This window comes from Fibrisoma limi BUZ 3 (assembly GCF_000296815.2).
GTDB classification, from domain to species: domain Bacteria; phylum Bacteroidota; class Bacteroidia; order Cytophagales; family Spirosomataceae; genus Fibrisoma; species Fibrisoma limi.
This window is the reverse complement of the sequence record NZ_CAIT01000006.1, coordinates 12546-39388: the sequence shown is the minus strand read 5'-3', so window position 1 is coordinate 39388 and position 26843 is coordinate 12546. Positions and strand designations below refer to the sequence as shown.

The 26843-nt window shown below is 53.6% G+C and carries 27 protein-coding genes; 13 read left to right on the top strand and 14 right to left on the bottom strand.

The features are described from left to right. Window positions 1-154: 154 nt before the first annotated feature. Both BN8_RS08090 and BN8_RS08085 read left to right on the top strand, forming a co-directional pair. On the top strand, window positions 155-2002 hold the full coding sequence (locus BN8_RS08090; protein WP_009281344.1) for a glycoside hydrolase family 2: 1848 nt from the start codon (window positions 155-157) through the stop codon (window positions 2000-2002). 200 nt (window positions 2003-2202) lie between these two features. Beyond that, on the top strand, window positions 2203-2679 hold the full coding sequence (locus tag BN8_RS08085) for a hypothetical protein (protein ID WP_040005635.1): 477 nt from the start codon (window positions 2203-2205) through the stop codon (window positions 2677-2679). Between the two features lie 74 nt (window positions 2680-2753). Here BN8_RS08085 and BN8_RS08080 read toward each other — a convergent pair whose 3' ends face one another. Beyond that, window positions 2754-3719 carry a nitrilase family protein gene (locus tag BN8_RS08080; protein ID WP_009281342.1) on the bottom strand — a complete coding sequence of 322 codons (966 nt, stop codon included), beginning with the start codon at window positions 3717-3719 and terminating at the stop codon, window positions 2754-2756. 127 nt (window positions 3720-3846) lie between these two features. Further along, a complete protein-coding gene (locus BN8_RS33195; protein ID WP_192579034.1) occupies window positions 3847-3996 on the bottom strand; it encodes a hypothetical protein in 150 nt (49 codons plus the stop codon). 346 nt (window positions 3997-4342) lie between these two features. On the opposite strand from BN8_RS33195, the gene BN8_RS08075 reads away from it, so the two are divergent. Continuing rightward, the gene (locus tag BN8_RS08075) at window positions 4343-4780 is read left to right on the top strand and encodes a hypothetical protein (RefSeq protein WP_009281340.1); all 438 of its coding nucleotides are present in this window, start codon (window positions 4343-4345) and stop codon (window positions 4778-4780) included. Window positions 4781-5174: 394 nt separating this feature from the next. On the opposite strand, the gene clpB is transcribed toward BN8_RS08075, so the two are convergent. Then, on the bottom strand, window positions 5175-7817 hold the full coding sequence (clpB, locus tag BN8_RS08070) for an ATP-dependent chaperone ClpB (protein ID WP_009281338.1): 2643 nt from the start codon (window positions 7815-7817) through the stop codon (window positions 5175-5177). Here clpB and BN8_RS08065 point away from each other — a divergent pair. The 3 genes from BN8_RS08065 (at window position 7816) to BN8_RS08055 (ending at window position 9908) form a co-directional block, all read left to right on the top strand. Then, entirely contained in the window at window positions 7816-9177 is a 1362-nt protein-coding gene (locus tag BN8_RS08065) for an AlbA family DNA-binding domain-containing protein (protein WP_040005634.1), read from the top strand. The genes clpB and BN8_RS08065 overlap by 2 nt on opposite strands. 108 nt (window positions 9178-9285) lie before the next feature. Next, entirely contained in the window at window positions 9286-9528 is a 243-nt protein-coding gene (locus BN8_RS08060; protein WP_009281336.1) for a hypothetical protein, read from the top strand. Beyond that, window positions 9525-9908, top strand: coding sequence for a type II toxin-antitoxin system VapC family toxin (locus BN8_RS08055; protein ID WP_009281335.1), 384 nt, complete (start codon window positions 9525-9527; stop codon window positions 9906-9908). The genes BN8_RS08060 and BN8_RS08055 overlap by 4 nt, the downstream gene beginning before the upstream one ends. Before the next feature lie 53 nt (window positions 9909-9961). On the opposite strand, the gene BN8_RS08050 is transcribed toward BN8_RS08055, so the two are convergent. Next, the gene (locus BN8_RS08050; RefSeq protein WP_009281334.1) at window positions 9962-11206 is read right to left on the bottom strand and encodes a DUF418 domain-containing protein; all 1245 of its coding nucleotides are present in this window, start codon (window positions 11204-11206) and stop codon (window positions 9962-9964) included. Window positions 11207-11368: 162 nt separating this feature from the next. Here BN8_RS08050 and BN8_RS08045 point away from each other — a divergent pair, with 162 nt between their 5' ends. Then, window positions 11369-12028 (top strand): class I SAM-dependent methyltransferase, encoded by a 660-nt coding sequence (locus tag BN8_RS08045; protein WP_040005633.1) that lies wholly within the window; start codon window positions 11369-11371, stop codon window positions 12026-12028. Here the strand turns inward: BN8_RS08045 and BN8_RS08040 are convergent. The 3 genes from BN8_RS08040 to BN8_RS08030 are packed head-to-tail and all read right to left on the bottom strand — an operon-like array spanning window position 12015 to window position 14313. Beyond that, window positions 12015-12767 carry a hypothetical protein gene (locus tag BN8_RS08040; RefSeq protein WP_229367841.1) on the bottom strand — a complete coding sequence of 251 codons (753 nt, stop codon included), beginning with the start codon at window positions 12765-12767 and terminating at the stop codon, window positions 12015-12017. The two genes, BN8_RS08045 and BN8_RS08040, sit on opposite strands and share 14 nt — an antisense overlap. A 25-nt stretch (window positions 12768-12792) precedes the next feature. Further along, complete coding sequence (locus BN8_RS08035) at window positions 12793-13854, bottom strand: AMP-binding protein (protein WP_009281331.1); 1062 nt, start codon at window positions 13852-13854, stop codon at window positions 12793-12795. Continuing rightward, window positions 13855-14313 (bottom strand): QcrA and Rieske domain-containing protein, encoded by a 459-nt coding sequence (locus tag BN8_RS08030; RefSeq protein WP_009281330.1) that lies wholly within the window; start codon window positions 14311-14313, stop codon window positions 13855-13857. A 167-nt stretch (window positions 14314-14480) separates the two neighbouring features. On the opposite strand from BN8_RS08030, the gene BN8_RS08025 reads away from it, so the two are divergent. The 3 genes from BN8_RS08025 (at window position 14481) to BN8_RS08015 (ending at window position 16392) form a co-directional block, all read left to right on the top strand. After that, on the top strand, window positions 14481-14945 hold the full coding sequence (locus BN8_RS08025; protein ID WP_009281329.1) for a DUF2452 domain-containing protein: 465 nt from the start codon (window positions 14481-14483) through the stop codon (window positions 14943-14945). Between the two features lie 73 nt (window positions 14946-15018). Continuing rightward, the gene (gene menB, locus BN8_RS08020) at window positions 15019-15843 is read left to right on the top strand and encodes a 1,4-dihydroxy-2-naphthoyl-CoA synthase (protein ID WP_040005632.1); all 825 of its coding nucleotides are present in this window, start codon (window positions 15019-15021) and stop codon (window positions 15841-15843) included. A gap of 138 nt (window positions 15844-15981) precedes the next feature. After that, window positions 15982-16392, top strand: coding sequence for a hypothetical protein (locus BN8_RS08015; protein WP_009281327.1), 411 nt, complete (start codon window positions 15982-15984; stop codon window positions 16390-16392). A gap of 62 nt (window positions 16393-16454) precedes the next feature. Here BN8_RS08015 and BN8_RS08010 read toward each other — a convergent pair whose 3' ends face one another. From BN8_RS08010 to BN8_RS07995, 4 genes are all read right to left on the bottom strand, one after another. Next, window positions 16455-16949 carry a hypothetical protein gene (locus tag BN8_RS08010; protein WP_009281326.1) on the bottom strand — a complete coding sequence of 165 codons (495 nt, stop codon included), beginning with the start codon at window positions 16947-16949 and terminating at the stop codon, window positions 16455-16457. A gap of 25 nt (window positions 16950-16974) precedes the next feature. Next, complete coding sequence (locus BN8_RS08005) at window positions 16975-18063, bottom strand: NAD(P)-dependent alcohol dehydrogenase (protein WP_009281325.1); 1089 nt, start codon at window positions 18061-18063, stop codon at window positions 16975-16977. Between the two features lie 56 nt (window positions 18064-18119). After that, window positions 18120-19169 (bottom strand): SDR family NAD(P)-dependent oxidoreductase, encoded by a 1050-nt coding sequence (locus BN8_RS08000; RefSeq protein ID WP_040005879.1) that lies wholly within the window; start codon window positions 19167-19169, stop codon window positions 18120-18122. A 109-nt stretch (window positions 19170-19278) separates the two neighbouring features. Beyond that, on the bottom strand, window positions 19279-20436 hold the full coding sequence (locus BN8_RS07995) for a zinc-dependent alcohol dehydrogenase (protein ID WP_009281323.1): 1158 nt from the start codon (window positions 20434-20436) through the stop codon (window positions 19279-19281). 290 nt (window positions 20437-20726) lie between these two features. On the opposite strand from BN8_RS07995, the gene BN8_RS07990 reads away from it, so the two are divergent. Then, the gene (locus tag BN8_RS07990) at window positions 20727-21722 is read left to right on the top strand and encodes a lipid A deacylase LpxR family protein (protein ID WP_009281322.1); all 996 of its coding nucleotides are present in this window, start codon (window positions 20727-20729) and stop codon (window positions 21720-21722) included. Between the two features lie 119 nt (window positions 21723-21841). Here BN8_RS07990 and BN8_RS07985 read toward each other — a convergent pair whose 3' ends face one another. Further along, window positions 21842-22261: a hypothetical protein gene (locus BN8_RS07985; RefSeq protein WP_040005631.1), complete on the bottom strand. Its 420-nt coding sequence runs from the start codon at window positions 22259-22261 to the stop codon at window positions 21842-21844. Between the two features lie 229 nt (window positions 22262-22490). Here BN8_RS07985 and BN8_RS07980 point away from each other — a divergent pair, with 229 nt between their 5' ends. After that, window positions 22491-23795 (top strand): aminotransferase class V-fold PLP-dependent enzyme, encoded by a 1305-nt coding sequence (locus BN8_RS07980; protein ID WP_009281321.1) that lies wholly within the window; start codon window positions 22491-22493, stop codon window positions 23793-23795. Window positions 23796-23802: 7 nt separating this feature from the next. Here BN8_RS07980 and BN8_RS07975 read toward each other — a convergent pair whose 3' ends face one another. Further along, window positions 23803-24870 (bottom strand): hypothetical protein, encoded by a 1068-nt coding sequence (locus tag BN8_RS07975; protein ID WP_009281320.1) that lies wholly within the window; start codon window positions 24868-24870, stop codon window positions 23803-23805. 4 nt (window positions 24871-24874) lie between these two features. Further along, the gene (locus BN8_RS07970) at window positions 24875-25510 is read right to left on the bottom strand and encodes an ABC transporter ATP-binding protein (protein WP_040005878.1); all 636 of its coding nucleotides are present in this window, start codon (window positions 25508-25510) and stop codon (window positions 24875-24877) included. 314 nt (window positions 25511-25824) lie between these two features. Here BN8_RS07970 and BN8_RS07965 point away from each other — a divergent pair, with 314 nt between their 5' ends. After that, on the top strand, window positions 25825-26673 hold the full coding sequence (locus BN8_RS07965; protein WP_009281318.1) for a class I SAM-dependent methyltransferase: 849 nt from the start codon (window positions 25825-25827) through the stop codon (window positions 26671-26673). The last annotated feature ends 170 nt before the right edge of the window (window positions 26674-26843 follow it).

Genomic DNA, 26843 nt, shown 5'->3' with positions numbered 1-26843 from the left:
GGAAATTCAACATTTGACCCCTGCTGCGCGTCGAGAAATTATGGTACGCCTTAGTACTATTCTAAAACTACTCAGGATGTTTTCCGGTTAGAGAGGTCAGGCAACTGCACCCAACGACCGATCCTGACCGATTACAGTTGCCCTCAACGTTATCATGAGCAGTATGGAGGACTCGCAGCACCTTAACTTTGGTTCGGCAGTAAGTAAAGAAGAAGTTCAGACGACCGAGCGATTCGAAAACCCCCTACCCAGAGCCGTTCTCAGACCTAATAATCACATCCTTCTGGACGGCGAATGGCGATTCTGCCTCGACCCCAACGACAGCGGTATGCGGGAACGCTGGTATCTCGGGCGCGATTACGAGCACATCGCTATCTGGCCGGGGTCCATCGAAGCGCACATGGCAGATGCCAAAGGCCAGCAGCAGGCAACCGGCTGGCAGGACAAGGTTGTTGCGTGGTACGAACGGGAGTTTGAACTCCCTACGCGTACCGAACCCCAGCACCGGACCATGATCCAGCTTACGTTCGGGGCCTGTGGCTACGAAACCCGGGTGTGGCTGAACGGCCATCCGCTCCATACCATCGAAGGCGAAAAAGTTCACTACGGCGAATACACATCTTTCTCATACGAATTTAGTGAAGACCTCCTGCAGCCGCTAAACCGACTCACCGTCCGCATCGCCGACACGATGGACGCTGAAATTCCGCGTGGGAAGCAGGAATCACACGTGTATAAACGCGGAGGGATCTGGTACCATACCTACACCGGGGCCGTTCGGAGCGTATGGCTCGAAACGGTGGAACGCAACCGGCTGCGGTCGAGGGTCGGGGTGGTTAGTGTCGTAGAAGATCAGCTCGTTCGGTTCAATCTCACTACGCGGATTCACGACCCCGGCTTGTATACGTTGCGGCTCAACGTGTACGGTCACGATTCCGTCGACCTCATGGCTACCTCTGATTTCCCCCTGCGACTCCAGGCCGGCCAGAAACAACAGCGCGTTGTGATCGAAGTACCGGGTGCAGAACTGTGGTCGCCCGAATCGCCCCGTTTGTATCGGCTGGTCGCTCAGCTGATCGATTCGAGTGGCTATCCGGCACAAATTGAGGCCCATTTCGGCCTGCGTAAGGTAGAAGCGCGGGGCTGCTGTGTGTACCTCAACAATGAATCAATCTACCTGGACGGTATTCTCTACCAACCCGGCACCGCTACGTTTGAGGAAATGAAGCGGCACATGCAGGCCATGAAAGAACTGGGCTGTAACCTGGTTCGGGTACACATCGCCGGAGTTGACCCACGTATCTATAACCTCGCCGACGAAATGGGTATGCTGTTGTGGGTGGAAGTACCCAGCCCACACAGTTCGAGCCACCGGAGCCGCGAAAACCACCGGGCCGAACTGCTTCGGATGCTGGCTCTCATTGAAACACACCCGTCGATCGTAATCTGGAGCCTGTACAACGAGGACTGGGGGGCGCAGGACATTGCGACGAACCTTGAAACGCGTCAATACATTGTTGATCTGTACCACTACATGCTGATCAACCATCCGCAGTTCCTGGTAGTCGACAACGACGGCTGGCACCACATCTCGCTGGAAGGCCGCCTGAAATCCGACCTGCTGACGGCGCACCTTTACACACCCGATCCGGACCGTTGGCGCGACCTCCTGGACCGGCTGGTAGCGGGGCAGTTGGAAGGCGTAGCAGCCTTTCCGCTCGTGGTGGGTGATCCGTTTTTCTACCGGCGCCAGGTACCGCTGCTCGTGAGTGAGTGGGGCGGCTTCGGCTTTGCGGACTACGGTGGCCCCAACGATCCCGAAAACCGGACCGAACGTGTCCGACAATTTAAGCAGGAACTTCGCAAACGGGCCATTGCCGGCGATGTCTACACGCAGGCCACCAATATTGAAGACGAGCGAAACGGCTTGATCGATTTCAACACCGGCGAACTCAGCGTACCGGCGGGACTGCTGGCGTCCGGCCAGGCACCGGTGGAATAACACGTTGTAATCGCGGTAGCGCATTACTCCCCAAACTGGTCCGGCGTACCGGTTTGGGGTAAAACGCGTCACCACTGTGAAAAGCGGAAACGTCCGCAAGCAGGCAAGGGCAGACGTGTGTGGTGGTGACGAACGGGCGGCCAAAACGTCATTACCAGAAAATGCCACCCAATCGCTGGATTGGACAAACTACAAGTACGATGCAGTCGGCACCTTATGAATATATCGTGGCGATCCGTCAGGCAGCCATCCGACGACTGGCCCTGCTGACGGTGTTGTCGTTCATGCTGATTTACTACAGCGACGGAACGTTCGTTCAGCCAATCATCGTCTGGAACGTAATGGCCGCTTTGACCGGCCCATTTCCGCAAAATAGTCTGGCCGGGCTGGCGCTGCTAAGCTGGCTATACGTCTGGGCGGTGGTTATTGCACCCCGCAAGTCCATATGGGGGCTGGTGTTGCTGGCTGTGGCCGTGCTCTGGCTCGATGTATTGTACCAGGGCTTTCTAATGCTGTCGGCGGACGGGTTCACGCTGGTTACCGACTACATTCACCTTCGTTTTTATGTACCCGCGCTGGTCTTTCTAATTGGCTCCGTGCTATTTGTCATTAAATCCAGACGCAAACTAGTTCGAAAACGCGCAGCCACAGTTGATCAGCCGGAAGCGGGCGAGTAAGGTTTAAGTCCCCTCACCCCGGCCCAACTCCGCCCCTGGTGAGGAAGGAGCTGGGCCGGGATGAGGGTTATCGGCTATTCTTCAACCGGTTGTTCAGCATTCAGCCAGACCACTTTCTGCTCCGGCTGGTGGTCCTGTCCGATAATGTCGCGGTAGAGATCCGGCCGACGGGCGTTGCGATACCGATAGCCACCGGCCTGTTGCAGTTTCTCAGGGGTACACGTAGCAACGGCAATATCGTCGCCCAGTTCCCGGCACTCGGCAATGACATCGCCGAAGGGATCGATAATCATCGAACAGCCATTTTTCAACTGATCGTCGTCCATGCCGATGGGATTGGCGAAGATGGCGTAAATGCCGTTGTCATACGCCCGGGCGGGCAACCATTTCATCAGCCAGGCCCGGCCTTTCATGCCATCAAATTCCAGCCGCAGCGACGTCGGATCGGCCTCCCGGTTTGCCCACAGAGCAGGGTCCGCAAAACCAGCCCCCGGCCGCGTCGATGGGGTCATCATTGTTACGTGCGGCATGAAAATGATATCCGCCCCGAGCAGAGCCGTGGCCCGAACGTTTTCGATTACGTTGTTGTCGTAGCAGATCAGAATCCCGCATTTCCAGCCATACAGGTCAAACACAACGTACCGGTCGCCGGGGAGAATGTTTGGATTAATGAACGGGTGCAGCTTCCGGTATTTGGCCACTAACCCGTTCTTATCGACGCATACGTAGGCTTTGAAGATCCGGTCCTGCTCGTCTTTTTCGAACAGACCAGCCAGCACCACGATATCGTTTTTACGAGCAATGGCTGTCAGGGCCTGGATACTATCTCCGTCGGGGATGGGCTCGGCAACGGCCAGCAACTCTTCTCGGGACAGGTGCCGGGCGAAGGTGTAGCCGGTAATGGAACACTCATGAAACGCCACAACCTGAGCGCCCTGTTGGGCAGCCCTGGCCGATAGCTCATCGATACGTTGCAGGTTAAACGCTTTGTCACCGCTGGCGTTTTCAAATTGTGCGGTCGCAATCTTGATGGGTTGCATAACACAGACGATGGTGACTCGTAAAGGTAGGGAAACGAGCTTTAAGTTTACGCCTTGTCGACAGCGTAGTGGTCATCGGCGTTGCTGGCCACGCTCTTTACCAGCAGTACGGTCGCGAATGTATTGGCTAGTTTCCTTCGTCCTTTACATTGTCCGATCCGGTCGTCCGCGCCAAATTCTGAGCAAAGACCGCCGTTGCCATAAGCCCAAAGAAGCCCATCAGAATAATACCAACCACCAGTGTATCGAAAAAAGTGGGGGTTAGAATGTCGTTCATGAGTAGACGTTGTTTACTGTTCGTGGTCTGTTGTGGTCTTGACTGGTTGACGGCTGCGAAGTTGGCAGAACAGGCAACGGCCATCAATCGCACAAAGATGTGAATCGGTTACGGGGTAAAGAGGCTATTCAGGCGTAACCGTTGCACGGTATGAGTACCATTGGTGGAGCCAGGTTGCCTTTGGTCCTGATCGTTTGAGCGAACGGTTAGTTCAGGTATAAAATTGACTATGGAAGTTCGACAACCCTTCCTATACGTATACGAGCAAAAAACACAGATCGATTCCAACGCTTTGGGGCAACCCTGACTCTTTAATAACAACAATCACATAAAACTGAAAACGAGTATGCGCATATATAATCACTTTGTAACCATACTGCTGGGGGGATTACTGGCCGTAGGTTGTCAGGGTTCTAATGAGAACGAAGCCCTTCCGCAGGATAGAGCATCGCTGGTGATGGCCGCCAGCCAGTCGGCCCGCGTTGGCCAGAACGCCACCCTGCAGGTAGAAAAGATTGAGGATAGCCGATGCCCGGCCAATGTAGTTTGCATCCGGTATGGCAATGTCAATGTTTCTTACACGCTGAGCCAGGAAACGGAAAGCCGACAGGGGATTTTGTGCCTTGGCGATTGCGGTAATGGTCCTCAGAAGACTCGGGATTCAACGTTGGTGCAGTTAGGTAGCGATCGGTATCAGCTTGTTCTGACGGAGGTTCGCCCCTACCCCGGCACCAGCCCGGTCGAGGTCAAGCCGGAAGCCGTTATTCAGGTAAAAAAGTTTTAAGTTTGTCAATGCCCAATTTGAAAACGGGACCGCACTGCGGTCCCGTTTTTTGTGTTAGTCCAGCCGAAAGGCTCTTTTAGAGAAAACTTAATCCATTTTTTCCAATAAGTTAACCATATCACCTTTGCTGATACATGACATCTAAGTCAAAACCCAGCGGAGCCGGGTGATGGCCACCGTCATTGTCAATCATGGTCATTAAACCATCCGGATACAACGTGCGGTCGTCCGTTTTTACTTTGCTGAATAGCTCCTTATCGTAGCTAAATAACAATACCGAAGAAACGCCTAATCTCAGGCGTGATTACGGTGGTGGTAAAAAGAGTTTTGCAAAAATGGAAACGCCCGGCCACTCATCAGAGCAGCCGGGCGTTTCTACATCCATATCAATCGTTTAGTCTAAGGCAGGCACTACCTTGTCGAGGTTGTAGAAGATGATGTCTTCTTTGCCGGTTTCGTCCTCGTTCATCATCATGCCCACCACGGCGTCTTTCTGAATCCGGCCCGCCAGGATCTCTTTCGAGAGGGCGTTGAGGATGCGCCGTTGCATAACACGCTTCAGCGGACGAGCCCCAAACGTCGGGTCGAAGCCTTCGCGGGCGATGAAGTCGAGCACTTCGTTGTCGGCTTCGAGCGTGATGCCCTGCTCGGCCAGTCGCGCCTGAATCTGCTTGAACTGGATGTCCATGATCTTGCGAACCTCGCGCTTGGTCAGTGGCTGGAACATCACCAGCTCGTCAATCCGGTTCAGGAACTCAGGACGTACCGTCTGCTTCAGCAACTCGAACACTTCCTCTTTCGTATCCTCAATGATCTGGTCGCGATTATCGCGGTTGATCTCGGCAAATCGCTCGCGAATGATATGCGAGCCGATGTTCGAGGTCATGATGATGATCGTGTTCTTGAAGTTCGCCACGCGACCTTTGTTGTCGGTCAGACGGCCGTCGTCCAGCACCTGCAACAGGATGTTGAACACGTCGGGGTGCGCTTTCTCAATCTCGTCGAGCAGGATTACGCTGTACGGCTTCCGGCGAACGGCTTCGGTCAACTGACCACCTTCGTCATAACCCACGTAGCCCGGAGGGGCACCGATCAGCCGGCTCACGGCGTGGCGCTCCTGGTACTCCGACATGTCGATTCGTACCAGCGCGTTCTCGTCGTTGAACAGGAACTCGGCCAGGGCCTTCGCCAGCTCAGTTTTACCCACACCGGTTGTACCGAGGAAGATAAACGAACCGATTGGTCGCTTAGGGTCCTGCATACCGGCGCGGCTCCGACGTACCGCATCCGACACCACCTGAATGGCTTCTTCCTGACCAGCGACGCGTCTGCCTAGTTCATCTTCGAGATGCAACAGTTTTTCACGTTCGCTTTGCAGCATCCGACTTACCGGAATACCTGTCCACTTGGCAACTACCTCAGCAATATCGTCGGCGGTAACTTCTTCCTGAAGCAGGGTGTCAGCGCTGCCGTCTTTCTTGGTTAAATCGTCCAGGCGCTTCTGAGCTTCGGGAATGCGGCCGTAGCGAATTTCGGCAACTTTGCCGTAGTCACCCGCGCGTTCGGCGTTCTCAGCTTCGATACGTAACTGATCCAACTGCTCTTTCAACGACCGAATTTCGTTCACCGACGTTTTCTCCAGCTCCCAGCGCGCTTTCAATTCGCTGCGCTGCTCGTTGAAATCGGCAATCTGGCGGTTCAGTACGGCTTCTTTCTCGTGGTCATTTTCACGACGGATAGCTTCCCGCTCAATCTCCAACTGCATAATGCGCCGGTTCAACTCGTCCAGTTCTTCAGGAACCGAGTCGATTTCCAGACGCAGTTTCGCAGCCGCTTCGTCCATCAAATCAATGGCCTTGTCGGGCAAAAAGCGGTCGGAGATATAGCGATTCGACAGCTCAACGGCGGCAATGACCGCGTCGTCTTTAATGCGAACGCCGTGATGCAACTCGTAGCGCTCCTTAATACCACGCAGGATCGAAATAGCATCCGTTACGTCCGGCTCATCGACCATAACGGCCTGAAACCGACGCTCCAGCGCCTTGTCCTTCTCGATATATTTCTGATACTCCTTCAGCGTTGTGGCACCGATGGCGTGTAATTCACCACGAGCCAGGGCCGGTTTCAGCAGGTTAGCCGCGTCCATCGCGCCTTCGCCACCGCCCGCACCCGCACCGATAAGGGTATGAATCTCGTCAATGAAGAGAATGATTTCGCCTTCTGAGTCGGTCACTTCCTTAATAACCGCCTTCAAACGCTCTTCAAACTCCCCTTTGTATTTCGCACCAGCAACGAGCAGGCCCATGTCGAGCGATACGATAATCTTCGACTTCAGGTTTTCGGGTACGTCGCCCTGCACGATCCGCTGCGCCAGGCCTTCGACGATGGCGGTTTTACCAACGCCCGGCTCACCCAGCAGAATTGGGTTATTCTTCGTCCGGCGGCTCAGAATCTGAAGCACCCGCCGAATTTCTTCATCACGGCCGATGACGGGGTCAATTTTACCCGTCTGTGCCCGTTCGTTGAGGTTAACGCTGTACCGCTCCAGCGACCGATACTTGGCTTCCGCGTTTTGGTCTTTCACAGGATTATTTTTACCTCTTAGTTCTTTAATAGCTTCTTTTAGCGTCTTCTCGCTGAACCCTACGTCTTTAAGTAAAGTTGCGACTGAGTCTTTCCCGCCAACCAATCCCAGCAGCATCAACTCGACGCTCACGAACTCGTCACCGAACTCGTTTAGCTGGTTTGTAGCCCGTTGGAAAGCGGAGTTCAAATCGTTTCCTAAATAAATGCCTTGTTGCCCTCCCGAGATCGAAACTTTGGGGTAGTTGTTCACAATGGCGTCCAGCGCCAGCGTCAGGCGGCTGGTATCGACGCCCACCTTCTTGGCCAGAAACCCGACGGTGTTCGGGTCTTCATCCAGAATGGCCTTCAGTACGTGGCCGGTCTCGACGGTCTGCTGGTTATTGCCCTGCGCCATCTGAGCCGCCTGCTGAATAACCTCTTGTGCCTTAATGGTATAGTTGTTAAAGTTCATGGTCTGGTCTAGTCGCTCCGCTGTTGCAGAAGCTCTTATTTTGTTTACCTATACTAGTAGTAACAAACGATGGGCCAAGGCGGTTTTTCGGACAATTTGGCGGAAAAATGATGGAATTTTAATAGATTTAAGTCAATTTGGCGCAATAATATTTAACCGTACCATGTATTTATTTGGCAAACGAGCTGATAAATTAGACTTATCTGACATCTACCGACTTGTAAACAATCGTATTCAGGAAAGTAAAAATCTAGATTTCAAAAAAGAATTAAAGATAAGTTCGGGTGATGACAGGAAAGAGTTTCTTGCTGATGTGTCGGCTATGATGAACACTGAAGGCGGGTGTATAATCTTTGGCATTGAAGAGGCCAAAGGTGCAGATGGTAAAAACTCAGGAATAGCATGTTCAGTGAATGGTATTCAAGTAATTAATGTAGACTCAACATTACAACAAATAGAATCATTGGTTGAGAACGGACTTGATCCTAAAAGTAAATCTTTAATTTTTAGTCCTATCCATATAGATGATAATAATTACGTACTTGTTGTCGGCATACCTCAAAATATTGGCTTGCCCTCAATGGTGAGTTATTCTGGTACAAACAAATTTTATAGTCGTGGCAACACCGGAAAATACTTACCTGATGTAATTGGTGTCAATCAAATGTTTACAAGAGCTATGTCAATTAAAGAGAAGGCGGAAGCTTTCAGACAGGAAAGAATACAATTAGTACGGAGTCAGGAATTCTTGACAAATATTGATACTGTTGGTTCATATTTTATGCATGTTGTGCCTTTGGGCAGGCAAGGCGACGCATTAGTTAACTTAAATTTTCAACCAACGATTGACTTTCTACGATCAAATTTAAAAGTCATAGAAGGTCTTGGAGGGCAACCTCGTTATAACGTAGAAGGATATTGCATGTATTATGAAAAGCATGATAATAGGCTAGTGGACACTTATGCTCAAATATTTAGAGATGGTTGCTTGGAGTTTTATACTAATCGTCACATACTGGGACGTCCTTACGTTCACGGACATCGTTTAGAAAACATTGTAATTGAAAATTTTAAATCGACCTTAAATATCTATAGCCAGCTTGCTGTCGAACCGCCTTTCGTGGTGTTTCTCAGTTTATTCGATTTGGAAACATTAGTGATTAAGAACAACGATTTCCACGAAAGTACAAGTGTTATTGGTCGTAAACGAATGTTGTTTTCTCCTTTATTAGTAGATAACCTGGATGTAAGCCCAGCAAGTCATATGAAACCCATTTTAGATATTTTTTGGCAATCAGGTAATATGGAAGGAAGTCCAAACTATAACAAAGAGGGACAATGGATTCCACGTAATTACTAATTAATAAACAGTTGAGCTGAAATAAGATTTTCCCTAGCAAAACATGAACGTCTCAGTTAAGTCGGAATGAGCAATCTGTAGACGATTAAGCGTAAATGAAATAAGCCCATGAAAACAGTATTAGAATTAGACGTCAATGAACACGAACGCACGATCATCGAAGAGATGCTGCGGATGATGAACGTACCATTCCAAAGCCGGACGGTTGAGGAAGAAAGCCCTTTTGAGCCAGGAGCTCCCGATGCCGCTATTGAAGAAGCTATTGTGCGCCTACGCGGTGCGTGGGAAGGACGTTTTGAGGATTTCAATGATTTTCGCCGACAAGCTTGGAAAGGACGTGGTGTTAAATGATTCTCTGCGACACCAGCGTTTTCTTTGCTATCTTCCGTGGTAACGAGGCCGTCGAAGCCGAGTTAAAAGACATTGGCTACTCCAACGCGGCTATATGTGACATCACGATCGGCGAAATCTATTTGGGAATGCGCAAGTCAGAAGAGCGCGACACTAAAGAACTTATTAGACGTTTCAATCGCTTTGCGTTTACTAAAGATGCATCCCGGTTGTTTATTGAAATTATGGCTAATCTGTACAGCCGTCAGATTGGTGTGCCTGATGCCCTGATTGCGGCAATTGCCAGGGCCAATAGTTTAGAAGTTTTCACTCCCAACATTGACGATTTCAAACGGGTGGATGGATTAAAGCTGTACAAGCCAAGCCGGAAGTTGGTATAAACAATCTGTTGCTCACCTCAGACGAATATCTGACCTTTTACAACAACTAAAAATTACCTCCCCATCGGCTGCGCCTTCAAAAACGTCAATGATCGCCAGAGCCATTCGAGGGGGCCGTACTGGAACCGCGATAACCACCACCGGCTGAACAATACCTGCGCCAGAAAGATGGGTAGGGTTAACGTAATGGCTACGGCTGAGGGAATTTCGCCGATGAGGCCCAGCCCGTACCCGTAGAAAATCAGCGTACCAATGACGGATTGAAGGACGTAGTTGGTCAAGGCCATTTTGCCGATGGACGCCAACGGCGATACAATCCGCTGCCACGAAACCGTCTGGAACAACAGGGTCAGGCCAGCGATGTAAAAAATGGTCAGGCTACCCTCGCCAAGGCCGAACAGGAAGTTAAAAAAGTAGCCGATACCTTTGGGAGGCTGGGAATTGTTGCCGTAGATCGAAATAGCGATCGCAAACAGGCCAATGATTCCTAACACACCAAAACCCGTGTAGCGAGTCACGCGTCGGAAGAAGGCCCGATTGTCGGATAAGTGCTGGAATAACCGCCGACGCCCGGCATAGAGTCCCAGCAGAAAGAAGCCGAGGGTAATATAAATTCGGCCGCTATCGAACTGGAAGTTCATCTTGGTTTCAAACTCCCTGAAATTCACTCCAACCACCTCGAAATAGCTACCACGTTTAATAATCTCGTAATTAGCCTCTACCGTCTTCTCAAATTCTTTCTGTCGTTGGTCATTCTGCGCTTTGGCTGGCGGCTCCGCAACGTTTTCGTTGTAGATGGTGCGGATTTGCGCGGGAAGATTCAGGATGAGCAGCACCGCTACGGTCAGCACCCACCGGAGCGGCACCTTACGGAACAATAACATTGGAAAGCCAAGCATGGCGTAGATACTCAGAATGTCGCCCCGCCAGTGCAGATGATGCAGGAAACCGATAGCCCCCAGAATGACCAGCCGCCAGGCAAACCGGCGCAGAAACGTACCGTCCGGCTCGGTTGAGCGGGTCATCATCAGGGCAAAGCTCAGTCCGAACAAAAACGAGAAGAAGGTATAGAACTTGCCGCTGAAGAAAATGCCCACAATCGCCTGCACGATGTTGTTCAGAATGCCCTGCGAATTGATCTGGTACACCGAACCGGGCAGCGGCCCACCGTCGAACCAGACCGATACGTGAACGAGCAGAATACCCAGCAGGGCAAATCCACGTAACGCGTCAACAACCTGAATGCGCGTACTTTTTCCGACTGCCACCTCGGGCGATCCGGTAAGTTGGGTTTCCATAATGAAGAAGGCCAGGGGTAGGAATAATTACTTTTGGCTGCGCGGGCAGTTATACAAGTCAATAAACTTGGCCGCAGAAAAGCAAGCAAAGTCGTACGAACGAACGCATAGCTTGATGGACGCCCGATGCTCAATTATCGTTTGTGTAGTTTTTTTACCACTATGCGCGCACAACCGCAATATCCGGGGGGTAATTTTGATTGGGTAGCGCCGTTGTACGATGCACTGAGCTTTTTCGTCTTTGGCCGATCCCTGCAACGGGCGCAAACGCTATTACTGGGAGAGCTTCAACCCGGCGCATCTATTCTAATTGTCGGGGGAGGTACCGGGTTTTTGCTGGAACCAATCTTAACCCAGTGCCAGCCATCCCAGGTGTTGTATCTGGAAACGTCGGCCCGGATGCTGGCTCAGGCAAGTGGCCGGATGTTTCAAAAACCGATACTGGGTTCAGTCGAGTTTCGATTGGGCGATGAAACAGCGCTACGGCCTGATGAGCGGTTCGACGTTATTATAACGCCGTTTGTGCTGGACCTTTTTACGGAGCAGACGCTGGCCCAACGGATGCTTCCGCGCCTACGTCAGGCGCTCAACCCGGATGGGCACTGGTTAGTGACGGATTTCGTCCGGACGGACAAATGGACCCACCAAGCCTTGCTCTGGCTAATGATTACGTTCTTCCGACTGACGGCCGGCATCGAAACCCGGCAACTGGCCAACTGGCCGCGACTGCTCCGTAAAGCGGGGTTGATCCGGCTTGAGTCCCGGTCGGCCGTCGGGGGAATGGTTGTCTCAGAAATCTGGCGACTTGCTACAGTTTCCTGAACAGGTCCACGATCGTTGTTTCGTCGCTCACGTCGTACCACTCCTCCCCGCCAAGGTTCAGCCATTGACCATTCCGTTTCGGCCGCTGCGTCAGGGGCTCATGCGCTTCGTAATCGGCTTTGTAGACCGTTCCCATAATGCGCTGCAACTCGCTCCACGGCAATGTTTTCGACGTCCTGCGCCGGTTCTGCGCCAGGTCGATTTTTACGTTTCGCTCCACAAACGACGCCCGCATGAACAGCTCCGTATCAGCTTCCCGGCTGGCATCGAGAAACGTCAGTTCAAACGCCTGTTCGCGCCCTCCGGCTTCGTAGGCCGCCTGGATCAGCTCCTGCGCCAGATACGTCCAGTCATCGCCGTTACGGGGCGTACCCGACTCGATGCCGGCTTCGGTTTCCAGCTTCATCTCAAAAAAATCTTCATCCTCGCCCAACTGGTCTTCTACGAGCGGATCAAGTGCGGTTTGATCCGCCAGGTTCGCTACGGCCTGCTGCCAGGTAGTCCCCAGCCGGCCCGACCAACTGAAGTCATCATTAGGTGTATACCCTTCGGCAATCAGTTCGTCTTCGTCCACGCTCTCGCGGTCGAGGTACGTAATGGAAAAATCGACCTGCAGGTATTCATTGAACGCAGTACGCGCCGACAGGGTGTAAAAATGGGCGTAGGGCGCGGGCAACGACCGGGCGGTCTGGTAGCGGATGGTCAGGTTTTTAAACGGCATCGACTCGAAAGCGGGCAATGGTTTGTTGCATGACAAAAAAACGTTAGTAACTGTTCACAATTCGCCGTTTATCGATTTTTCCGGTGGGGGTTTCGGCGAAATGATCGACCGTAATGGCGTCTTTAGGTACGTGATACGGCCCTAATCGGTCACGGACGCGAGCCTGAACAGCGGCCCATTGCTCAGCGTCAAGGGGGTGATGCTCCACAAAAACCACCACCCGCTGCCCGAGCCGCTCGTCGGGCAGGCCGGCCACAAACAGCCTCGGCACCGGTCCTGATTCAGCCAGCACATCCTGAACGATTCGTTCGACCGCTTCCGGCTGTACTTTCACCCCGCCACTGTTGATGATGGCGTCGGCCCGACCCAGCAGCCGAAAATGCGAGGTATCCAGCATCTCAACTACGTCGTTGGTCTGTACCCGCTCACCGTTGGTCGCAGCCGACGTAATGTGCAGGCATCCTCGCTCGTCGGTACCAATACTGACGCCCTCCAGCGATGTGAAGACCTCCGTTGCCGCCGGACCATTCAGCCGCCGGAGGGCAATGTGCGATACGGTCTCGGTCATGCCATAGGTAGCGTAAACCGGTGCTGTAATGACCTGAAGGGACCGTTCCTGCGCCGGACTCGTTGCCGCTCCACCCACCAGAATCGCCTTCATGCCGTTCAGGATTGGCAGTTTTTCCGGCGCAGTTTCCAGAATGGTTTGTAATTGCAGCGGCACCAGCGCCGTGAAGTCAAATCGGGTGTTGGCCGGGAAGTCGGCCAGCGGGTCACCGGATGGTTCGATGATGGTCATCTGTAAGCCAAGTTCCAGTCCCCGAACCAGCATCATCACCCCGGCAATGTAGCGCACATTCAGACACACCAGGGCCGAATCGCCGGGTTGTAGGCCCAGTGTCTGGCCGGTTAGTCGGGCGCTGGCTTGCATCTGTGGCCGCGTCAGCGTAATGGGTTTGGGCTGGCCGGTCGAGCCGGATGTGTGCAAAACAAACTCGGCCTGCCCGCTCTGCCAGGTTCGGCAGAAAGCCAGCGCGTCGGCATCATAAGGCGTGATAGGCTGAGGCCAGTTGGAAACCGGCAGTTGACCGTTAACGTGTATCATCTATACGCTGGTCACCCGAACGGTTCCGGAGTTGGCATCGACCGCAACGCGGAAAACAACGAGCGGTATTGTGGCAGGTCCGTTGATGACCTTACCCGTCTGGTCAAAGCGCGACGCATGAAGCGGGCAGTAGAATTGCCCTTCGGCACTGCGGTATGTAAGCTGGGTGTTCTGGTGCGTGCACTTCGCCGAGACCGCCAGAAACTCACCCGCTTTAGTTTGAGCAACCAGGATATTGCGTACCACGACGTAGCCCCCTTTCAGTTTCAGGTTTGCGTAATCGGTATTGGGTTCGTTCCAGTTGAAGGTGAAATCAATGGCCTCGGGGGCCACCGGTTCGGTTTCGCCCCCCGAATTACAGGCCAGAGCGCAGGGGGCTAACAATACGGCCCCAACACTGCTGCCAACCAGTCGGATAAACGTGTGGCGGTCAATTGTGGCCGAAGGGGTATTTTGCATACGGGTTCGTTGTACTTTTGTGGGGGAAAATCGGTTTGTAGTTTGTGGTTTGTAGGGACCCGACAATCTTCAACTACAAACCTCAAACCATACCCTAATAACAAGGTAAATGTACGGTGAAAACCCGATACCGAACAAACGCGGTCGGGCATCCGTTACCCATTCGTATGGAGGAAGCAAAAGTAGTGATCAATCCTATCGCACCGGAGAAGGTAGCCGAATCGCCGGGATTGATGGAATACGCCCACACGGCCGGGGGCGCCGTTATCCGGCCCGAAGACAAGGGTAAAATTCACGGGCGGGCCGTAGCGGCCATGCGGGAACAGACGGACCTGCAACTGGCGCAGCTCTACAAACAGATGCAGTTGCTGGCTGAGCAGGCAACGGCCATTCGCCACCGCGTTGAAGTCTCTGAGCGCATCTATAACGCCCAGATGAATTTTGAGCCCATCGTCGGGCACACCTACTACTTCTACGTCCGCAAGGATGGCACCGATGTGCTGTCGATGATTGCTCCCCACGAATGGGGCCGCAAATTCCCCTTCGAACGTACCGTTGCGACGGTCCGCATGATGGCCGACCATACGTGGGACGTAGATTATCACGAAACTGAATTTTCAATGAGCGAATGAGCGCATTAGTGAATGAGCGAATGTTTGGCAGATCGCTTATTCACTAATGCGCTCATTCACTAATGCGCTAATTATGACAAGCAACTATCCCTGGGAAGTAATTAAGGAGTACGAGGAGATCATTTTCTCCTACTACGAGGGCGTCGCCAAGATCAGCATCAACCGCCCTCACAAACGCAATGCATTTACGCCGTTGACCGTCAAAGAAATGTCGGAAGCGATGGAAATTGCCCGGCAGGATGAGCGGGTCGGTGTGGTAATCCTGACCGGCGAAGGTGGTGAAGCATTCTGTTCGGGTGGCGATCAGTCGGTTCGCGGCCACGGCGGCTACATCGGCGAGGACCAGGTACCGCGCCTGAACGTACTGGATTTGCAAATGCAGATCCGGCGCATTCCAAAGCCAGTCGTGGCTATGGTAGCCGGCTACGCCATCGGCGGTGGGCACGTCCTGCACGTCGTCTGCGACCTGACCATTGCCGCCGACAACGCCCGGTTCGGGCAGACGGGTCCGAAAGTCGGCAGTTTCGACGGGGGCTTCGGGGCCTCGTATCTCGCCCGGATCGTAGGACAGAAAAAGGCCCGCGAGATCTGGTTCCTCTGCGATCAGTACAACGCGCAGGAAGCGCTGGACATGGGCCTGGTCAATAAAGTGGTGCCCCTCGACCAGTTGGAAGAAACCACTCTGGAGTGGTGCCGTAAGATGCTCGAAAAGAGCCCAATCGCCCTGCGGATGCTTAAAGCCGCCTTCAACGCCGAACTCGACGGACAGGCCGGCATCCAGCAACTGGCCGGCGACGCGACGCTGCTGTACTACCTCTCCGATGAAGCCAAAGAAGGCAAGAACGCCTTCATGGAAAAGCGCAAGCCAGACTTCAGCAAGTTTCCGAAGTTTCCATAAATTGTTCGGGCCGGCAAGATGCTGGCCCTTTTTACTTACTTGTTGAGGAGATTATAGTACTACGTTGTCTAACTGTATGTTGGCCTGTATTCCAACCCGTAGATCGATAGTTGGGTCATCTGAAAAAGACAGAATGGTATGCGAATCGGCCTTTATCTTTTTCTGCTTCTTGCTACGTGTTTCGTAGCCTGCGATTCTTCGGAAGAGGTCAATCCTGACGATCTGTCGGGCACCTGGGTGGAGTCATCGGCCCGGAAAGACACGATCATTTTCCTTACGATGCTGGATACAGGCACCACCCGCTGGTTAGAGGTCAAGCGCGGAAAAACTACCAATCTAGGGGGTCATATCGTACCCAAGCTTGGCAGCGGCATCTACAACTACTACGTTTCGGGTCGCCAGATTCATGTGCGAAATACACTCTCATCAAATTCGGCTTACAAAGCCTATCCAATCAGTCGCCGGGATGGAAAGATCCGTCTGGGTAACTTCTTCGAGCTGGGATCGCTGCAACCCCATACCGCTGTCAGAACACTCGTCCGGCTGTAAATTAAAAATCCCGACGATTACTGGCTAACCGTCGGGATTCTTGATGTATAAACCTTACTGCGTCAGGCAGTTTGCACATCCGGTTCAATGCTGTTGACTACCTGCCAGCCCAGGGAAATGGCCAGCGCATCTTCTGCCAGCGCCACAACCGGATCAGGAATGCCCAGGCCACGCGTCAGCCACATGCGTAGTTGAAAAAAGGCGACCGTACCAACGGCAGCGCCCAAACCACCGGCTGCGGCTCCGGCGGCTACCTCGCCACCCTCCACCTGGCTTAGAAACGCCCCACAAGTCGCTCCCGAAACAACCCGCGCACCAAATACCGGAGGTGCTGTTCGGTTGGGAGTACTCGGCACCTTATCCCCTATGATTTCGCTACCTGCCAGCGTCGTCAGTACCATAGACGTTGTGGGCAGAGCCAGGTAATGAATCGGTTTCGACGGTTGTTTGGTGGGGATGGTTCGAACCAGTTTGCGGCTAAGCAGAGCCGGAGCCATCATCGACCGCATTCCGGCGACGACGCCCAGGCTGAAAGCCCGGAAATAGGTATTAATCATGCTCGTTGTTTGGTTAAAAAGTGGCTTAGCTTTCGTCCTTAAGCGACTGCATATCAATCACAAAGCGAAACTTAACATCATTATCCAGCATCCGGCTGAACGCCTTGTTGATGTCCTGCATGGCAATCATTTCAACCTCCGGCGCGATGGCATGTTCGGCGCAGAAGTCCAGCACCTCCTGCGTTTCGGCGATGCTGCCGATAATGGAAGCTCCCACCGAACGCCGGTGAAACGCGACCTCCATGTTGTTGGTCGGACTTTTGAACGGCCCCAGCACGCCAACCACCACCAGCGCTCCGTCGCGCTGCAACAGGCTGACGTACGGATTAATGTCGAACTTATCCGGAATAGTGCTCAGAATCAGCTTGAACGCCAACTGATGCGCTTCCATGGCTTTTTTGTCGCTTTCGATCAGCACCTCGTCTGCCCCCAGCGCTTCGGCCGCTGCCCGCTTATCTTCCGAGTGGGTAATCGCCGTTACGTGCGCTCCCATCGCCTTCGCCAGTTGGATAGCCATGTGTCCCAGGCCACCAATGCCTACTACGGCCACCTTATCGCCGGGCTGGGTGTTCCAGTGCCGCAGGGGCGAGTAGGTCGTTACGCCCGCGCACATGATAGGAGCGGCTTTGCTGATGTCGAGCTTATCGGGAATGCGCAGCACGAAGGATTCTTTTACCACGATGCTGGTCGAGTAGCCTCCGAAGGTGTTGTAGCCGCTGCCGTCTGGCTTCATGTAGCCATTGTACGTAGCGGTCCAGCTAACGGGCCCTTCGCAGTACTGCTCATCTCCCCCGGTGCAGGATGTACACTGACCGCACGAATCGACCATACAGCCGACGCCCACTACATCACCAACCTTATACTTTGTTACACCACTGCCTGCCTGCGTGACCCGACCCACGATTTCATGACCGGGAATACACGGGTAGATGGTATTTGCCCAGTCGTTACGCACCTGGTGCAGATCGGAGTGGCAAACACCACAATACAGAATATCGATCAGCACCTCATCCTCCCTGGGTGCTTTCCGCTCAATGTCCATCCGCGACAGACGGCTCAGCGAATCAATCAGCGACGCCTTAGCGCCATAGGCTTTTGTCTTGATGGCTTCCATAACGTGAGTCAGGGGTGGCCGGTGCGAAAGACCGGCCACCCCAAAGAAAAATGTAGTTATACCAGCGCTTCTTCGACGGCGGATCTGGCGTTGTGATACGCCCCCTGAATAGAATCCCCCACCGACGACAGCGCGCTTTTGGCCGACTGCTGTGCTTTAGCAGCTTTAAACCGATACCGGGCTTTATCGTAGGCGCTGACCGGAATGACCGACGAGCGATTGCGAGACAGCAGCCAGATACCACCAATTAGTACCGCAGCCGCCCCGATGGCAAGCGCCAGCGTCTGTTGTTGCTGCCGGTCAGCTTCTTCCTTCGGCGTCATATCTTTACGAACATTAGCCGCCACCAACGGGTCAGGCAGGATATGCGCCAACGCGACGGTCAACTTGTTCATCCAGCCCGCCACTACGTGGTCTTTACCACTCATCAGGGCTTCGTAGCCTGCTTTGGCTACGGCGGCCGGGTCGGCGGTCTTGTTGGGATCAGCCCCTTTGGCTTCGGTCGCACCGGCGGCTTTGAAGAAGTTGGTATTGGTAGCACCCGGCATCAGCACCGTTACGGTTACGTTCGTGTCCTTCAGTTCGTTGCGGATGGCCTCCGAAAACGACTTAACAAACGCCTTCGTCGCGCCATAGACCGCCATCAACGGATTAGGGGCAACGGACACCTCTGACCCCAGCATCAGGATTTTCCCCTCGTTGCGGGCAACCATGTCTTTCAGATACAGTTTTGTCAGGTGCATCAGCGCTACGGCATTGACCTGTATGATATCCCGTTCCTTCTGAAAATCGGTTTCGGTAGCGAACATACCGTACTCACCAAATCCGGCGTCGTTGACCAGTACGTCGATCTGTATGCCCTGCCCGCTGGTTTCGGCATAAATTTCCTCAGGGGCATTGGGATCAGCCAGGTCCTTGTTGATGATGGTCGCCTGCGTACCGTATTGATTCTGTAAATTATAGACCTGTTGCCGTAGGGCTTCCTCGTCGCGACCGATTACTACCAGTTTATAGCCGTCGCGGGCAAAAAGCCGCGTCAGTTCGCGGCCGATGCCGCTGCTGGCCCCCGTGATGAGGGCAGTCTTGCCATTCTGTTGTGTTTCCATAGTTGAGTTTTTAAGGTTTTCAGTCTCTGGTTTCCAGTTTTCGGTTAGCTGACGCCGGATGTAGGCCGTGCTCATCACCGTAACCTGAAATCATATACCGTAAACCGGATTACGGCTTGAGAATCACCTTTGTGCAGTCGTCTTCTTTCTTCTTGAAGATTTCGTAACCACGCGAAATTTCGGTCAGGGGAAGGACATGCGACACGATGTCGTCGAGCACCACTTTGCCCTCAACCACCAGATTGAGCAGGTGATCAATGTTCTTGTGCACCTGCGACTGCCCGTAGCGGACCGTCAACCCCTTGTCGAATATCCGGCCGAGCGGGTAATTGTCGAAGGGGGTGCCATATACACCAACCACCGTTACGATGCCGCCCCGGCGCACCGCCCGAAAACATTGTTCCAGCACGGCCGATGTGCCTTTTTCCAGGTTGAACACCGCCTTGGCCTTGTCCAGTACGGTTCGCTCGGCTTCCATCCCGACAGCATCCACGCAGACATCAGCCCCCCGGCCTTCGGTCATGCTGCGGATAGCTTCCACCACATCGACGTCGTGCGGATTCAGGGTTTCGACATTATTGACTCGCCGGGCTCGTTCCAGCCGGTAGTTCAATGGGTCTATCGCAATAACCCGGCCTGCTCCTTGCAGCCAGGCCGATTTCTGCGCCATAAGGCCCACCGGACCGGAGCCGAAAATAGCTACCGTTTCGCCCCCTTTCAGCTCCCCCCACTCGATGGAACTCCAGCCGGTCGGGAAGATGTCGGTCAGGAACAGCACCTGCTCGTCTTTCAGTCCTTCGGGTACGTGGCGCAGCCCGTAGTCGGCGAAGGGCACCCGGACGTATTCAGCCTGACCACCGTTGTAGCCGCCGTAGAGGTCGGAGTAGCCGAACAGCCCCCCACCCTTCTCGGTCAGCAGACCACCGTCGGGGCCGTACACGTCCGGGTTGGAGTTTTCGCAGTGCATCTCCAGGTGGTGATTGCAGAAGAAGCATTTTCCGCAGGCAATGGTAAAGGGCACCACGACCCGGTCGCCTTTTTTAAAATTAGTAACTTCAGAACCTACCTCCTCAACGATACCCATGAATTCGTGTCCCAGTACCTCGTTGCGCAACTGAGGCAGAAAACCGTCGTAAATGTGCAGGTCGGAGCCGCAAATGGCCGTGGAGGTAATGCGCAGAATAACGTCGCGCGAGTGTTCGATTCGGGGGTCATCCATTGTTTCATAACGGATATCCCCCGCTTTGTGAAAAACGGCTGCTTTCATGCGAAGCGGTTATATGATGAGATGATGACCGGCAATGCTCTTGTTTCACAAACCGGTATCTGCTCATAACGACTTCTCCTAAGGTTGGTTTTATTATCTACTTAAATGGACCAACTAAGTAGAGTACTAGTCAGACTGAGCGGTTTACAGCTTTCGGAAACCGACGCCCGACCTGTACTCCATAAGCCGCGACTGGAACCCACGAACTTAAAACCGTAAATAGAATACCGTAAACTAAGTAGTGACTTTCCAGCGATCAATCATACATTTACACGGTTTTACCTACTACAATGTATCGTTTTTCATTAATCAGTATCTTTTTATTGTTTCTTGTGGTTGGTAGCCAGGCGCAGTCGACGAATGAAGCCGGAACATTTGTGGGGCTGGACTGGGAAAATGATGCGCTTCAATGGCGCGACCGCGACATCACCGACTATTACTATACCAACGGCCTGCGACTGAGTCTGCAAAGCAGTTACTGGCAACGCTGGCCGACCCGGCATCTGCTCCTCGCTTTTCCGGCCAAAGACGGACGTACCTACCGCTCGCTCTATGGCTTTGCACTCGGCCAGGAGATGTACACCCCGCACGACGTCAAAACAGCGAGGCCCAAACTGTATCCCTACGACCGGCCCTACGCCGGTTATATCTACGGCTCGTGGTCGCTCACAACGGTTGATTCCATCGGCGGCCGACGCCTGACCTCCTCCGCTGACGTGGGCATTATCGGTCCAGTAAGCCAGGCCGACAAACTTCAGAACCTGCTGCATGAATGGCTGGGGCAGGCCGATGCCGCCGGCTGGTCCAATCAACTACGCAACAGCCTGGCCATTAGCTACGCGGTTCGCTACGATGGCCGACTGTTTCCACGTATTCATCCCAACTTCGACGTAGCGGGCAGCGTTGAGGTGAATGTCGGTACGGTGTCCAACTTCGCGGGCGTTGGGGGAATGATCTGGCTTGGGCAGTTTACTGATTACTTCGCGAGTCCGAGCCGTCTGTATCCTCGGGGTAGCCGCCGGGGACAGGTATATGCCTTTGTTCGGCCTACGCTGCGAGCGGTACTGGACAATTCGCTGCTACAGGGCGGCTGGTTTGGCGGGCGTGAGAACTACTACGCCCTCCCCTCCAAGGAACTGACGCACTTCTACGGCCAGGTCGAATACGGCTGGGCGTTCGGTCTGGGAGGTTTTCAACTAACGGCTTCGCAGACGTTCCGAACCCGGGAGTTCCGCACCGCACGGCCTCACCAGTGGGGCCGGGTCAGTTTGTTGGCACGGTTTTAACCCTACTTGTCGGCTCTTTAATCAGAAAGATATAGAACTTACAAGAACCGCCTAGACAAATAGAAATCAGTATTTCTTACAAAAGAAGGACCGGCAAATGACCGGTCCTCCAAAATTCTTTAGCGGCAAGAACTAGGTTGATTGCCGACTGTTTGAGCCAGAGAATCAAGACCAACTATTCCGCTTTTTGCGGCAACTGATTTCTCCAAAATAGTTTTGTCAATCTTATACCAAGAGCAGGCGATACCACTTTGTAGATCAACTTCTAGTCCTAAGCGCTGAGTGCTTCGATTATACCAGATAGCTTGACTGCCTCTCTCATTGGAGCCAGGATTGAAAGAGTACGATATTTTATAGTCCTTATCGTCGGGAAGCGAATTGAATCGATCCGATATTTCCTGCAATGCATTGTTTTGGGCCTCAACCTTAGTGTCATACTTACCTAATCGCTTATTATAACCTCCATTGAGGACAGGGCTTTCACAGGCAGTCAAAACAAGCAGCAACATCACTGGTAATTTGTGGAAGTTCGTCTTCATATCGTTTGAGATGGTAGAAAATAATTAACTATATAGATTATAGCATCAAAAGTAACCTAATGCTGCATTGCAACAAGCTAGCATGGCAGATTTATGATGTCGCTGGCCCTTGTTGATTTTAAAAAATATGCGGCTAATCACTCATTTTGCACAATATTATTCGGCAAGTAACTTGCTATAATGCCGTTTGCTGCTTTCTTTTGCCTATACACCTTTTCTTTCTCAAGCCATGACTACCCGCAGAACCTTCTTCCGGCAGGCCGCCGGTGCCCTCACGTTGCCCGCCTTTCTGCCTGAAACCTACACTCAGTCGTTGCCAATTGCCGATGCTGGGTTAAAAACGGCCGCTGACTGGGCGCGGGACGAAGATTTCTGGTCGTGGGTCAAAACGGAATTTACGGTGTCGCCCAACCTGCTGAACCTGAACAACGGCGGGGTAAGTCCACAACCAAAAGCTGTGCAGGATGCGCACATCCGGTTCTACCAGTACGCCAACGAAGCGCCCTCATACTACATGTGGCGGATTCTGGACCAGGGCCGCGAAGCGCTACGTAGCAAACTGGCCGATCTGGCCGGCTGTTCGGCAGAAGAGATTGCCATTAACCGCAATTCTACGGAAGGACTGAACACAGTCATTTTTGGGCTGAACCTGAAACCGGGCGATGAGGTGGTGCTGACTAAGCAGGATTACCCCAACATGCTGAACGCCTGGAAACAGCGCGAAAAACGCGACGGTATCAAGCTGGTGTTCCTGGACCTGAACGTTCCCGTTGAAAACGACGAGTACTACGTCAGCCAGTTCGTGCAGGCCTTTACGCCCCGGACCAAGGTTGTGCACATCACCCACCTGATCAACTGGATCGGTCAACTACTGCCGGTGCGTAAAATTGCCGACGAAGCCCACAAACGCGGTATCGAGGTCATCGCCGACGGCGCTCACTCCTTCGCTCACGTTGATTTCAAAATACCGGACCTGGGCTGCGACTACTTCGCGACCAGCCTGCACAAATGGCTCTGCGCCCCGTTTGGCAGCGGTATGCTGTACGTCCGGCAGAACAAGATTCCTAACGTATGGGCGCTGCTCTCCAACAACGAACCCGACGGCCCCGACATCCGCAAGTTTGAATCGCTCGGTACGCGGTCGTTTGCGTCGGAAATGGCCATCGGCACGGCCGTCGACTTTCACCTGAGCATCGGCGCGGCCCGCAAGTTTGCCCGGCTGCATTACCTCAAAAATTACTGGGCCGAGCGCGTTCGTGACGTACCGGGCGTTCGGCTTCATACCTCGCTGAAACCCGAATACGCGGGCGCTATCGCTCTTTTCTCGATTGACGGTATGAAACCGGGCGAGATTGAAAGCCAGTTGCTTGGCCAGTACAAAATCCATACGACACCGATTGCCTGGGAAAACATTAACGGTGTTCGGGTAACTCCGCACATTTACACGACCCCCAAAGATCTGGACCGGCTGGTGACGGCTATCACAACCATTGCCGGCAAACAGACCCTGGCCGGTAAGCAGAAGAAAAGTTGATGTGGTTTTAATGGAGTGGTGCGGTGAACCGATACCAGTACCCCACCGCGCCCAGCCACCCGATGGCCAGCCACGCGCCAACTGGCAGGCCGAACATGATGGTGAGTGTAGCCACTACTACGCCGATCATAATGCCGGTCAGCCAGCGGTCCGGCGACCGGTCGGATGCGTACGACAGCGCATGCATGAGCAGCAACCAGCCCCAACCCGTCAGCCAGAGCCAGACCACGTAGTCGAGCCCGACGGCAGCCGGGCAGTTGCGCAGTAGAATCAGCAGTTCGGGAAGCCAGATTAGGCCATAGGTCAGCGTATAGCGGCCCAGGCGCTGATACCAGGCCAGTGGTAAGTTTTGCAAAAAGAGCAAGTACCGGTGTTCAAACGCGCTCACCTGACCGCCTACCTGGGCATGAGTCGCCACCGACAGCACCAGACCAATCAGCAACAAGCGCTGGTCGTAATCGTCGGTGGGGTACAGCCGACAGACACCCGCCAATAGCAAGCCCGAAAACGCTTTGGTAAGTAACATCGACACGGGTTCATGGCGAAGCCAATGCATCGGAAAAAACAGGACGTACGGCAGCCGGAAGGATAGCCGGGGCAGCGCCGTCCCTTCGGGGTTCGGGTGCCGGAGCCGGTAGTCGTTCGCCCAAACTCCACCGACCAGCAACAGTGCCTGCACGCCAACGATCGTACCAATGGCCCCGTACGCTTCGTACCGAATGCCCCGGGCAAGCATCCAGCCAGCATAGCTTAGAATCGGCAGAAGTAATGCTAGTTGGATCAGCAACCACAATCCCCACCGTCGCTGTTTTGGGAGTAGCCAGAAAGTTTGCAGAAACAGATGTTCCGGTGCCCTCAACTGCTGTCGTACAAACGACGTGGTTTTGAGGGTGTAAAGCACCCACAGGCCAGTCGCCAGGGCCAGCAGCAATGGCGAGCCCAGGGCAGCCGCAATCAGCGCTTCGTGTTCGATGGGCCGCATGAACCCGAACGCGATCAGCACAACAACCAGGAAGAATCCGGCATTCTGGGCGTAGAACGTACTGATCAGTGTCCGGTATAAAATCAATAGCATAGGCTTATCCAACTGCACTGATACTGCCCCCTCCCACCTGCCAGACACCCGTCAGTGGCAGCCCCGACAGGGTTACGTCCTGGTGCGACGTAAGCAGGAACGTTACGTTCTGTTCGGCCCGATACCGTCGAATCAGATCGAACAGCCGCCCGGCCGTTGCCCTATCGAGGGTTGTCAGTGGTTCGTCGAGCAAGATAACCCGTGGCCGGCCCAGAAACGCCAGCAGCAGGGCCAGCTTTTTCAGCATGCCACTCGAAAACGTACTCGTCGGAGCCGTCCAGAACTGATCAACTCCAAACACCTCGGACAGTTCATCAATCTGTCCATCGGGAGCCCGCTTTGTCTCACCGACAAAATACGTCAGGTCGCGGGGTGTCAGAAATCCCGGATAGAGCGGTTCCGCTTCGGCGTAGTTGACCCGCAGCCGGTAGGCCACCGGATCGCGGCTGATTTCGTACTGATTGTCCAGCAGGATCTGGCCCGCAAACGGCAACAACCCGGCACAGGTACGAAACAGCGTGGTTTTACCGGAGCCGTTTCCGCCCTGAAAATAATGGATACCGGGTTGTATGATCAGGCTAGGAATATTCAGGACGGTGCGCCCCGAATAGGACTTGGTTACGTTAGTAAAAGTGAGCAAAAGCGCAGGGATTGGTTCAGACAAAAATACTGCTAACCGCTTTTGTCATACATCCCGTTTATCACGTCCGCTTGCCGCTGCTCCTTCTCTACGGTGCATCCAGACGCAGAATACTCCTTACGATAAGTGGCACTCACCGATAAATCAAGGCTTTTACGGGCGCTTCTGCCTTCCGGCTACTTTTATTGGTAACCAGTTCTATCGATTTTACCTGCCTGTTCTACCGGACATGACAGCGATTGACCATCCTGAATGGCCGACCTGACTAGGTCCAGCAACCAATCTTAATCGACCTTCAACTAAATCCTACGCTCATGGACGTACAATTGGAACAAATCCGCGACCAGCAGAAAGCCTCGTGGAACAACTTCTCACCCGGCTGGAAAAAATGGGATGATCTGACCATGGATTTTTTAAAACCCATGGGCGACGAGATTATCAGCCTACTTCAGATCAAAGAAGACGATCTGGTGCTGGACGTAGCGGCCGGTACGGGCGAGCCCGGATTGACCATTGCCTCGATGCTGACCAGCGGTCGGGTAATCAGCACGGATCTGGCTGAGGGCATGCTGGACGTAGCGCGGGAAAATGCGGCCAAACGCAACCTCACAAATTTTGAAACACACGTGTGCGATGTCTGCGAATTACCCTTCGACGACGATACGTTCGATGCCGTCAGTTGCCGGTTTGGTTTCATGTTCTTCCCGGATATGCAGGTGGCTGCGCAGGAGATGGTACGTGTCCTGAAACCCGGTGGCCGCCTGGCAACATCGGTCTGGAACGGACCCGACACGAATTTCTGGGTCGCGGCCACCATGAGTGTCATCAACCAACACATGCAACTCTCTCCGCCCCCGGCGGGTGCTCCCGGCATGTTCCGTTGTGCGCAACCAGGGCTTATTGCCGACCTGTTTGCCGAGGCCGGTTTGACCAACATGGTCGAAACTGAAGTCAACAGCAAACTGAACGTGGGTAGCTTCGATGTGTACTGGCGCTTCATGAACGACGTCGTTGCGCCGGTGGTGGGTGCGCTCAGCAAAACCGACGACACTCTGAAAGCCCAGATCAAGGCCGATGTGCTTAAGCTGATTCAGCAGAAATACCCGGATGGCAACGTACGGATCGACGCCGGTGCCCGGGTTATCTACGGGGAGAAAGAATAAGGTGTTCGCTGCTTTGCGATTAACAGACCGGCGGCAGGTACGTACCTGCCGCCGGTCTGTCGTTTCATACTGTAGTCTTCTGTATTCCGGCAATCGTCCGGAATAGCTACTTTTATGCCATCGAGCGGCCGGGCACATCGTCGCCAACGCTCATCCTCTTTTTAACCCGT